This is a genomic window from Prevotella sp. HMSC073D09 (assembly GCF_001814145.1).
GTDB lineage: Bacteria > Bacteroidota > Bacteroidia > Bacteroidales > Bacteroidaceae > Prevotella > Prevotella conceptionensis.
Map to the genome: position 1 here is coordinate 10,393 of NZ_KV815047.1, position 10,525 is coordinate 20,917.

Here is a 10,525-nt window from a genome sequence, read left to right on the forward strand (position 1 = left end):
GCAAAATGCAGGTTCTTTTCTTAAAAACAGACAATTCAAAGAGCATGGAAGACGGATAATAGTGGCTTTTTAGCAGCTTTTTAACCTATTTTCTCGCTAGAACGAAGTGAAAATTAGAACGATATTGTAAAATAATATATAATAATTTAACTCTTTGGGTTAACGAGGCGATAAGTTTGTGAGTTCGTGAGTTTGTGAGTTTGCAAGCCAGTGAGTTGAGTTGCCTTGCATTTCGTATATGAGTGGTTGCTCATCTTGCGTTGGCATCACAGAAGTGACAAACTCCTATCAATCAATAGGAATATTAAAAGTCAAGACGGCTACATGGCTTTGTAAAGAAAGAAACAAACACAGGCACATCCTTTTTTCATTTCCTCTTCAACTACTGCCATTGAAGAAATTCTATGCAAAGACATTTGCCTACAAACGCCGCAAGGAAACAAAGGCTCCCTGCCTAAAACAACGAAAGCGACATGTCCACAGGCGAAGCCTTTGGCTCTTCAACATCCGCATCCGTTTCCTGCTTAAATTGCAGCACCAGTTGTTGCGTTTCTTTCAAATTAAAGTTTAAATGGTACACACCTCGATGGGCGGTGCGCTCGATAAGCGAATGTGGCATGCGCGATTTAGCAATGAGAAATCGCGATACAAAGGCATACACCTCTTCGTAACTCACGGGATTGAAAAGCGAGTTACAAGCGTTGTACACGTGCAGGGCAATTTTTTGCACAGCAAGGCCTTCTTCACCAGCCTCGGTTAACACCCTAAAAATTTCTTGTTCGTATTTAATGGCAGACATACAATAACACAAAATAAGGGCCACCATGCTATTTGGTGGCCCTTATCTCGTTAAGCTAAAGTGACGAGTTTGTCTTCACCTTTAATCTTTCCTTCTTTAAAGAGCCATCCGATACCGAGCAAAACTTCCTCTTCGCTCTTACCAGAAGCCTTTGCTATCTCTGCTACACTAAGAGGCTTACTTGCTGCCGAGAGGGCCTGATAAACGTCGCCGGCCCTAAAACCAACGCTTTCTGCGTCTATCACCCAATCGGGTTGTGTAACTTTCTTTGTTGCAGTTTTCTTTGCTGCGGGCTTTTTCGCTGTCGAGGTTTTGGTCTCTTCAACGCTTTTTGTTGCTTTCTTTTCTGCCATAGTTATAAAATTGAAGTGTTTTGTACGCTGAATGGAACAATAAACACAAATTTATCGTCGGCAAAATTAGTACATTTATTTAACATGCGGCAACTTTATACAAGAAAAGTAAAGCCTTTGATAGCAATGCGATACGATTTATTGACCTAAATCAACCCGAAGATGAAGTTCTTCCAACTGTTTGTCGTCAATAACCGATGGCGCATCCAACATCACATCGCGCCCACTGTTGTTTTTGGGGAAGGCGATGCAGTCGCGAATGGAGTTCAATCCTGCAAAGATTGAAACAAAGCGATCCAGTCCGAAAGCCAAACCTGCGTGGGGCGGCGCACCATATTTAAAGGCATTGATGAGGAACCCAAACTGAGCCATAGCGCGTTCGGGCGTAAAGCCTAAGATGCCAAACATCTTTTCTTGCAATGCCCCATCGTGAATACGAAGGCTACCACCACCCACTTCGATGCCGTTGCAAACAAAGTCGTAGGCTTGTGCGCGTACGCGTTCGGGATGTTCGTCAAGTAAGGGCACGTCTTCGGGATTGGGCATGGTAAAGGGATGGTGCGTGGCCATGAGTCGTTGTTCTTCGTCGCTCCATTCAAACAGTGGGAAGTCTACAATCCATAGGCACTCAAACTTATCTTTATCGCGAAGGCCCAAGCGGTCGCCCATTTCCAAGCGAAGGTTGCACAATTGCACACGTGTTTTGTTGGCTTTGTCGCCACTCATGATAAGCACCAAGTCGCCGTCTTTTGCGCCCATAGCCTGTTTTAGCTGGGCAAACACCTCTGGAGAATAGAACTTGTCGATGCTGCTCTTTACCGAACCGTCGGTTTCGTACTTCACAAACACAAGTCCCTTTGCGCCAACCTGCGGACGTTTCACGAAATCAGTCAGCTCGTTAAGCTGCTTACGCGAATAGTCGGCGCAGCCAGGCACGCATATTCCGCCGATATATTCGGCCTCGTTAAATACGCTGAACTCGCCTGTACCTTTAAGAACGTCGGCCAACTCAACAAACTCCATACCGAAACGCAAGTCGGGCTTGTCGCTTCCATATCGTTTCATGGCCTCGTGCCACGGCATTTGGCGCAGCTTGGCAGGCAGTTCAACACCTCTAAGTTCCTTAAACAAGTGGCGTGCCATGTCTTCGAAAAGGTTGATAACATCGTCTTGGCCTACGAAACTCATCTCACAGTCAATCTGCGTGAACTCTGGTTGGCGGTCGGCACGCAGGTCTTCGTCCCTAAAACATTTGGCAATTTGGAAGTAACGGTCGAAACCGCTCACCATAAGCAATTGTTTCAGCGTTTGTGGACTTTGTGGAAGGGCGTAGAATTGTCCGGGATTCATGCGCGAAGGCACAACGAAATCGCGTGCACCCTCTGGTGTAGAACCAATAAGTATAGGTGTTTCCACCTCGATAAAGTCTTTGCTATCGAGGAAATTTCGTATAAGGATGGTCATTTTGTGGCGCAACTCCAAGTTCTTGCGCACATTGGGACGGCGCAAGTCAAGGTAACGATACTTCATTCTGATGTCGTCGCCGCCGTCGGTGTTCTCCTCAATGGTGAAAGGTGGCGTTTCGCTTTCGCTTAGCACATTGAGTTGCGATGCAATAATCTCAATGTCGCCTGTGGCAAGGTTGGCGTTTTTGCTTTGGCGTTCGTTCACCGTGCCCGTCACTTGTATGCAAAATTCGCGCCCCAACCTATTGGCGCAGTCGCAAAGTTCCTTATCTTCGTTCTCGTTGAACACGAGTTGGGTAATGCCATATCTGTCGCGAAGGTCAACGAACGACATTCCGCCCATCTTCCTAACTCGCTGAACCCACCCTGCCAACGTTACCGTTTTACCTGCATCGGCTAGGCGCAGTTCTCCACAAGTGCTTGTCCTATACATGTTGTTCTTATCGATTTAAATTATGCTTGCAAAAGTACACATATCCAACGAGACCTACAAATATTTACAGGATGTTCTGCCGGTTTTTGGGTTTATTAATTTGCGAGAACAAGAACTTTTGGGTTCGCGAGCGCATCAGCTGTAACGTGGCACGCTCCTCGTTTTGCGTACAAACAAAAAAGTAGCAAAGCCATTGGCCTTGCTACCTCTTTGTACATCCTTAGGGATTCGAACCCTAGACCCACTGATTAAGAGTCAGTTGCTCTACCAACTGAGCTAAGGATGCATGTCGTTTGCATGACGAGGACACCTGTCCTTTTTTGCGAGTGCAAAGGTAACTTATTATTTCGGAACAGCCAAACAAATCGCCCACTTTTTCAAGAACAGACTTCAAAAAAGACCGAACAACTGCCCGCTTAGCATCCTAATAGCAGCCTCAACACCAGCATCCCCCACTACTACCGGCCTCACCCCCAGCCCCTCTCCAAGGGGAGAGGGGATGATATGTGTTGTTACTACAATGCAATGTAGCCTTTATTTCTCAAAAGTGATGGTTTAAACCGATGTGAATAATGTTAGCGACTTAGCCAACAACTTATAACTCAAAACTCATAAGCTTAAAACTCATGAACTCAAAAACTCATTTCACTTTTACCACACGGATACCAAGTTGCGACTTTTGTTTCTTCATATAGTTGCGCAGCAGCGATTTGTCTTCTACAACCTTCTTTTGCAGCGACGACGCATGGAACAAATGCAAACCATCTTTCTTCCAAACAGCAAAGCCAACATGACTAGTGTCTAGTCCAACACGACTTGTTACCAATGCCAAGATGTTGCCGTCTTTTACCGCTTGCTTGCATGCGGCATTGTTCAGGATGCCCGCTTTGGGAATATAACGACATGTTTTGCCGCAGAGTTCGCTCTCCATTTGGGCAATGGGCTTGACGAAAGCAGGCGTGCGAACCAACATCGGGTACTTGTCCACATGCGTACTCATAAAATTTATTTGCAACGTTTGCACCGCAGAAAAAGGCGGATTGGGTGCTTGCGTCTCTTCAACGTACCCCATTCGGGCGTTGTCCGAAATCCATTCGGAGAAATAATGCAGACGTGTGGGATAGCCAACCTTGCCGTTTCGATAGCGTATCTTGCGCAGTTGGTCGCAGAAATCGGCAAAAGTGGTCTTGCCGTTTTGCGTGCAAAGCGTCAGTGCCAACACATTCTCTACAAACGTGGTGCAGTCTAGCTGGCGTAAATTAATCACTAAACGCTCGTCTGCATTGTTCTCCAAGGTGCTTGCCACGTAAGGAACGCCCAAAAACTTGCGGGCGAAAAACAACACCAAATTTTGCTTGTCCTTATGGCGTTTGCCTTCTAACAATAGTTTAACCACCTTGGCACTGTCTGCCGAAGTGTACTGCGCCTGGGCCAAAAGGGGTAATGTGGCCAGGAATAATAAACACACGAGGATTGCTTTTTTCATCGTCTAATAAAATTAAAGCCTACATATATGTTGAGGTTTCCAAACATGTTGTTGGTAGAAAACCTGTTTTTGCGATAGTTATAGGTGTGCAAGATGGTACTGGCACCGGCATACCAGCGCGTGTTGTTCCACACAATGCCAAAGCGCCCCACCCCATCTAGGGCCATGTTATACGACAAGAAGTCGCCCAACGACGTACGGCGAGCACTGACATTACCCGTGGTGCGCTTGTAACCCAAAGCCAACGAGAGCGAACCTGCCAGCAACCAGTTGCGGGCGAACACCCAATTGTAGCCATACCCCGCAGAAACGGAGAGGTCGGTATACTGCACCTTGCCGAAGTTTGCCGTATCGCCTGGCGCGGTCATGGTGGCATTCGCCCCCAAACGGTCGGTAATAAGCTGGTCTAGCTGCGCCACATCCACATTCACCTTATGCCATGTGCAGCCCACCCCGAAGAGCATGCTGCCCGCACTGCGCCTTTGCACCGTGCTCTGACTGAATGCCGCACGGTAAGAAAAACGCCGATGGTTGAGAATGTAGTAAAGGTTAAACCCTCGGATGCGTGCCTCGAAACCGCTAAAAGCACTTCCCAACACTGCATCGGGCTTGATGTCTTTGGCCAGCGTTAGGTTTTTTATCTTGTAGTTGTTGCCCGTGTTGCGCCAAAATAAGTCTATGCCAATCTGCGAGGTATAGAAACTCAGGTCGAACTCTTGCTTGTTGTTACCATTTAGGCGGCGAAGGTCTACGGTATATCCTAAAAACAGCCATTGCCACCCCACATACGGACCGAACTTAATGGTGGGTTCGGGTGCGAAAGTCACCGAGTTGCCCTCGGCCGTGCTCAGCTTGTACAGTTCGTAAGTGTAGGTGTTCTGCAACATGACGGTATAAATGTACCGTTGCGGCTCGATGTAAGTGGTATCCACATCGCTGAAACTGTTCACAAATTGTTTCACCCCGTCTGCCATTCGTTTCACCAACGAACGTTTGGCCGGTTGTGGCGCAGCAGCAGTATCGGGCACTTCGGCCCTGGCTACCACGCTCAACAAGCAGAGAAGAAACGATGTGAGTAGGGTTTTAAGCATGTTAGAATTTGTTGAGTATTCGGTCCATCACCCAGTTTACCGGTGTTGCGCTCACGCTGGTGCACGAGCAATGCCCAATGCCTTGCAAGTCTTCGATAACAGCCTTTATGATGGGCAGTTGTGCGTATGCAGGATTGTCTACGTTAAAGCTTGTTGCGCCATCGCTTGTTACAAGCTGAATGGGATTGTTGGTGTACACCGAGAACGACAGCAGACCACGTTCGCCAATCACCTCGATGCAGTCTTCCTTTGCACTTTGGTGTGCAACGAAACACCAACTGCCACTTCCCACCACGCCACTTTCAAACTCGAAGGCCGCACTCACGGTGTCTTCAACGCCGTATAATCGCCCCCTATTCGACAAATAGCCGTGCGCACGTGTGATAACGCCAAAGAGTTCTTGTATCAAGTCTAGCTGATGTGGGGCTAAATCGTAGAAATAACCGCCTCCCGACACGTCGGGCTGAAGTCGCCAAGGCAGGTTGCTGTTGGTGGAATAGTCCAAATCGCGCGGCGGAACAGCGAAACGAATTTGCACGTTGGTTATTTTGCCAATGGCACCGCTATCAACTATGGCCTTTACCTTTTGAAAATAAGGCAGGTAACGGCGATAGTAAGCCACAAAGCAAGGCACGCCCGTCTGTTCGCTCACTCGGTTAATGCGCACGCAGTCTTCGTAGCTAGCGGCCAGGGGCTTTTCCACATACACGGGTTTTCCTGCTTTCATGGCCATGATGGCAAAGGTGGCGTGGCTGGATGGCGGCGTGGCGATGTACACGGCATTTACGTCGGGGTCGCCGATAAGTTCGTTCGGGTCGGTGTACCATTTGCGTATGCGATGCCGCTCGGCATACGAACGTGCCTTGTCTTCGGTGCGACTCATCACCGCATGCACGTGCGAGCCCTCCACTTCGTTAAAGGCAGGACCCGATTTTTTCTCGGTCACTTCGCCGCAACCTATAAATCCCCAACTTATTTCTTTCATCCTTATCTTCTCTTCTTAACAAAACGCTCGTCGAACAACATACCTTATTATATAAGGACACGCATGCGACGCTAAAAAAAATTCTTATAGTGCAAATTTACGAAAAGAAATCGAACTGATAAAGGCATGCCGCATAAAATCCCCCATGCCAAGGCAATTCTATGGCTGACTTTTATGGCGTTTACTATAAAACGAATGGCGCGCCAGCAAACTGGCGCGCCATTGCATTTAGGCTTTAACCCAAAGGGTTATGCTGTTTTTTAGAAGTTGTAATATACACCGAAACTTAAATTGTTGCCATCAAACGATGCACCCCATGCCTGGTTGTTGATTTTTACTTCGCCGACTCGAGGGTCCGTATATGTTCCTCTTTCGTTCTTCCAACCAGCAAATCCTACCTTTGCCAAGAACGTGAAGTGCCTGTTAAGGTTTATGGCCACACCTGGTTTTACGCCAACTCCCAACTCGTTGTTGCCTCCTTGGTAGCGAAGATAGTCTAAGCCCGTGTCGACAAAGACGTCCACATACTTAGAATGTAGGAAAGTGTAACGCACATAAGGAGAAACGGTGAAGAACCGGGCTTGCGTTGTTTTGGCATCTGCAACCGAAACGGGATTTCCTTTACCCCATCCGAGCACCGTACCGATGGCCCAATCGTCGTTGAAACTGTAACCCACTTCGGGCAAAACTTTGTAAGTGGTTACTTCATCACCACCTTTTACCTTACTAACACCTATTCCAAGGGTACCTCCTACATAAACTTGTTGTGCACTTGCACTAACAGCGATCACCGCTGCAACCAAGGTCATCAAAATCTTTTTCATCTTTATTCCTGATTAAATTCAACTGATGTATTAAAAAAACACGTACTAATCTTTTTCTGGGGGCAAAGTTATAACATTCGTACTAGCGGTGCAAAGCATACAGACTTTTTTAACTTATTCATTGCAAAGAGGCGTTAAAGTCTATATAATACGCGTGGTTAACAAGAATTTATCTTTTACAATTTGCTCATCACGCCTGTAAAAAGGGACTAACAAAATAGAAAAAACGGGCAAACACGCTTTGCTTTACGTGCCTACCCGCTTGAACGACGTTTCCATCCGTCACAAGAGCTTGCCTCTTAGCGTTGGGATGCAAAACTATGCCATTGGTTTAGTTTTCCCCAGCCCAGGTTTCTTCTGCCTCAGGTTCACCCGCTTGTTTCTTTGAAGGGTGTTCTGGCAGGTGGAAACGGTAGTTGCTGTCGGCGTTAAGTGCCTTAGCCACCTTGTTGATTTCAACGAAAGTGGTGCCACCGCCCTCGCCGAAACTACCGCTAAGGTAAGCTATCTTGTCTTCCAAGTTGATGTAGCCTTTTTGCCTCAACATACGAATGGCTGCTGTAAATATGAATTGGGGCGCAAGGTGTTCTTTCTGATGAACGGGAATAACACCGTAACTAAGGTTGAGCCAACGTTGCAACTTCTCCTTATAGCACATGGCCAAGATGGGCGTTGAACCGCGGAACGAAGCCAGGATGCGCGCCGTTTCGCCCGTTTCACTGTCGGTGATGATGCCCGCAACACCCAACCGACGCGTAGACTCGATGGCCGAATAGGCCAAAAACTCTTTCTGACTGCAATTAGGTGAAAGAGAAATCTGTAAGCCCTTTAAGCGCAGGCGGTCTTTCTCGGCCTGCTCTGCAATGGCAGCCATGGTCTTTACGGCCTCAACGGGATACTTTCCCGATGCCGTTTCGCCGCTAAGCATCAGCGCATCGGTGCGATAATACACGGCATTGGCAATGTCTGTTACCTCGGCGCGCGTCGGACGTGGGTTGTTAATCATGGTGTGCAGCATCTGTGTGGCCACAATTACGGGCTTTTTCTTCAATATGCACTTGTGTATGATTTCCCTTTGCAACCCGGGGATGCACTCCAATGGAACCTCAATGCCCAAATCGCCGCGCGCAATCATTATGCCATACGATGCGTCTATAATCTCGTCGATGTTGTCGATGCCCTCTTGGTTCTCTATTTTAGATATGATTTTGATGTCGCTGTTGTGCTCGTCTAGTATCTTTTGCACCGCATGAACATCTTCGGCCGAACGAACAAACGAGTGAGCGATAAAGTCGATGTCTTGTTCTATGGCGAAAAGAATGTTGTTTCGGTCTTTCTCGGTGAGCGCAGGCAGGTCGATATGCTCGCCGGGCACGTTCACACTCTTGCGTGCACCAAGCTTACCGTCGTTTTGAACCTGCGTTACGAGCATCGGACCTTGCACGTCGAGCACCTTCATGTCCAGCTCGCCGTCGTCGAAGAGAATGCTATCGCCCACCTTCACGTCGTTGGCGATGTCGGGATAAGACACGTTCAGTATGTCGTGCGTTGTCTCCATTTCGGGGCGACCGAATATTTTCACGATGTCTCCACTCTTATATTGTATGGGTTCTGCAACACTGGTGGTTCTTATTTCCGGTCCCTTGGTGTCTATCATCAAGGCGATATGCGACGAAACGGCACGCACATTCTTAATGATTTCCTTCATTCCCTCTTCGGGGGCATGCGCGGTGTTCATTCGCACCACGTTCATCCCAGCGAAAAAAAGCTTTCGTATAAATTCCTGATCACACCTGCGGTCGCTGATGGTGGCCACAATCTTTGTCTGTTTCATATCTTATTGAAATGTCCTTTATATAAATGTAAACAATGGGCAAGCGCGTCAAGCGTTGTCACGGCGTGTCGCTACACTTCCGTTAACGCTTGCTTGCCTTTTGCAAAGGTACTGAAAAAAATCGCGAACACCTTGACCTTTTGTAATTATTATCGTGGATAAACGAACAAAAAGCGTTCAATGGTGTGAGCAATGACATTCTGAACACGAGGTATTAACAACCCGCAGCGTGCGCTTTCAAGAACTCTTCGGCGCGCTGCAAATCTTCGGGCGTGTCTATTCCCACGGTTTCCACCTGCGTAAGCCCCACCTTTATCTGATAGCCATTCTGCAACCAACGCAGCTGTTCAAGACTCTCGGCCTTCTCTAACGACGATTGCGGCAAGGCCGTTATCGCCCTAAGTGACTCCGGACGATATGCGTATATGCCCAAATGCTTAAGAAAAGGGTAAGCCTCAAGCCATTGTTCGGGCTCTGTGCCACGTACGAAAGGAATAACCGAACGCGAAAAGTACATCGCAAAGCCGCCATTGCTCACCACAATCTTGGGCGAATTGGGGTTGCGCACCTCGTCGATGGTCTTAAAGGGAATGCCTAGTGTGGCTATTTGTACGCCATCGGTGTCGAAACACTGGCAAATGGCATCTATCTGCGAACGCTGCACAAAGGGTTCGTCGCCCTGAATGTTCACCACCACGTCGTAGTTGCCGCCAATCTTTTGCACAGCCTCGTTCACGCGGTCGGTACCGCTTTGGTGTTCGGTTGAAGTCATCACGGCTTTTCCGCCAAACGCCAACACCTTATTATATATACGCTCGTCGTCTGTGGCCACATAGGTCTCGTCTAGCGCTTGCGCCACCTGTTCGTACACGCGTTGTATCACTGGTTTCCCTCCAAGCTGTGCCAGGGGTTTGCCCGGAAAGCGCGAAGAGCCATAGCGGGCAGGAATTATGCCTATAAATTTCATTGTCTGTTTTGTTTTTATAAATGAAGTCAGCCAGGCTTTTAAAATCTCTACAAATAGAGAGGAGTTTATTATCCTTTGCTGTAAAACCGAGACAAACACTCCTTTCATGTACGAAGTACTGGACAAAGATACAATAAAAATTGAGATCTTGCCACATTTGTCGGTGGCAAAACGCGGTTATGTTACTAAAAGTGGCCTGACGGAGGTCATTCAGTGCATTCGCTACAAGTTGAAAACAGGCTGTCAGTGGCATATAATGAGGAAAAAGTAAAGAACGTTTCTTTATG

At 47.7% G+C, this 10,525-nt stretch carries 9 protein-coding genes, 1 tRNA gene and 1 pseudogene; 1 reads left to right on the forward strand and 10 read right to left on the reverse strand.

The genetic code is table 11. From position 1 onward, the window contains the following. Positions 1-454: 454 nt before the first annotated feature. The 10 genes from HMPREF2955_RS02180 to kdsB all read right to left on the reverse strand — a co-directional run bounded on the left by HMPREF2955_RS02180 (position 455) and on the right by kdsB (position 10,238). Positions 455-826 carry a hypothetical protein gene (locus tag HMPREF2955_RS02180; RefSeq protein ID WP_070720459.1) on the reverse strand — a complete coding sequence of 124 codons (372 nt, stop codon included), beginning with the start codon at positions 824-826 and terminating at the stop codon, positions 455-457. Between the two features lie 23 nt (positions 827-849). Beyond that, a complete protein-coding gene (locus HMPREF2955_RS02185) occupies positions 850-1,152 on the reverse strand; it encodes a winged helix-turn-helix domain-containing protein (protein ID WP_070720463.1) in 303 nt (100 codons plus the stop codon). A 138-nt stretch (positions 1,153-1,290) separates the two neighbouring features. Then, on the reverse strand, positions 1,291-3,051 hold the full coding sequence (gene aspS / locus HMPREF2955_RS02190) for an aspartate--tRNA ligase (RefSeq protein WP_070720465.1): 1,761 nt from the start codon (positions 3,049-3,051) through the stop codon (positions 1,291-1,293). A 213-nt stretch (positions 3,052-3,264) separates the two neighbouring features. Beyond that, positions 3,265-3,337 (reverse strand) — tRNA-Lys (locus HMPREF2955_RS02195). 354 nt (positions 3,338-3,691) lie between these two features. Continuing rightward, a complete protein-coding gene (locus tag HMPREF2955_RS02200) occupies positions 3,692-4,537 on the reverse strand; it encodes an N-acetylmuramoyl-L-alanine amidase-like domain-containing protein (protein ID WP_070720467.1) in 846 nt (281 codons plus the stop codon). Then, complete coding sequence (locus HMPREF2955_RS02205; protein ID WP_070720469.1) at positions 4,534-5,628, reverse strand: DUF4421 domain-containing protein; 1,095 nt, start codon at positions 5,626-5,628, stop codon at positions 4,534-4,536. Before HMPREF2955_RS02205 ends, HMPREF2955_RS02200 begins: the two co-directional genes overlap by 4 nt. A 1-nt stretch (position 5,629) precedes the next feature. After that, entirely contained in the window at positions 5,630-6,613 is a 984-nt protein-coding gene (locus HMPREF2955_RS02210) for a Gfo/Idh/MocA family protein (RefSeq protein ID WP_070720470.1), read from the reverse strand. 260 nt (positions 6,614-6,873) lie between these two features. After that, positions 6,874-7,437 carry an outer membrane beta-barrel protein gene (locus tag HMPREF2955_RS02215; protein WP_070720472.1) on the reverse strand — a complete coding sequence of 188 codons (564 nt, stop codon included), beginning with the start codon at positions 7,435-7,437 and terminating at the stop codon, positions 6,874-6,876. 331 nt (positions 7,438-7,768) lie between these two features. Continuing rightward, a complete protein-coding gene (gene pyk, locus HMPREF2955_RS02220; RefSeq protein WP_070720474.1) occupies positions 7,769-9,271 on the reverse strand; it encodes a pyruvate kinase in 1,503 nt (500 codons plus the stop codon). A gap of 214 nt (positions 9,272-9,485) precedes the next feature. Then, entirely contained in the window at positions 9,486-10,238 is a 753-nt protein-coding gene (gene kdsB, locus HMPREF2955_RS02225) for a 3-deoxy-manno-octulosonate cytidylyltransferase (RefSeq protein ID WP_070720475.1), read from the reverse strand. 106 nt (positions 10,239-10,344) lie between these two features. Between kdsB and HMPREF2955_RS14855 the strand changes: the two are divergent. Further along, positions 10,345-10,488: pseudogene (locus HMPREF2955_RS14855) on the forward strand (transposase); the annotation flags it as partial. Positions 10,489-10,525: the final 37 nt, after the last annotated feature.

Excerpts from the sequence above, each read along its gene's own strand:
- HMPREF2955_RS02185 (WP_070720463.1), bottom strand. The coding sequence starts at position 1,152 with ATGGCAGAAAAGAAAGCAACAAAAAGCGTTGAAGAGACCAAAACCTCG.
- kdsB (WP_070720475.1), bottom strand. The coding sequence starts at position 10,238 with ATGAAATTTATAGGCATAATTCCTGCCCGCTATGGCTCTTCGCGCTTT.
- HMPREF2955_RS02180 (WP_070720459.1), bottom strand. The coding sequence starts at position 826 with ATGGTGGCCCTTATTTTGTGTTATTGTATGTCTGCCATTAAATACGAA.
- HMPREF2955_RS02215 (WP_070720472.1), bottom strand. The coding sequence starts at position 7,437 with ATGAAAAAGATTTTGATGACCTTGGTTGCAGCGGTGATCGCTGTTAGT.
- HMPREF2955_RS02205 (WP_070720469.1), bottom strand. The coding sequence starts at position 5,628 with ATGCTTAAAACCCTACTCACATCGTTTCTTCTCTGCTTGTTGAGCGTG.
- HMPREF2955_RS02200 (WP_070720467.1), bottom strand. The coding sequence starts at position 4,537 with ATGAAAAAAGCAATCCTCGTGTGTTTATTATTCCTGGCCACATTACCC.
- pyk (WP_070720474.1), bottom strand. The coding sequence starts at position 9,271 with ATGAAACAGACAAAGATTGTGGCCACCATCAGCGACCGCAGGTGTGAT.
- HMPREF2955_RS02210 (WP_070720470.1), bottom strand. The coding sequence starts at position 6,613 with ATGAAAGAAATAAGTTGGGGATTTATAGGTTGCGGCGAAGTGACCGAG.
- aspS (WP_070720465.1), bottom strand. The coding sequence starts at position 3,051 with ATGTATAGGACAAGCACTTGTGGAGAACTGCGCCTAGCCGATGCAGGT.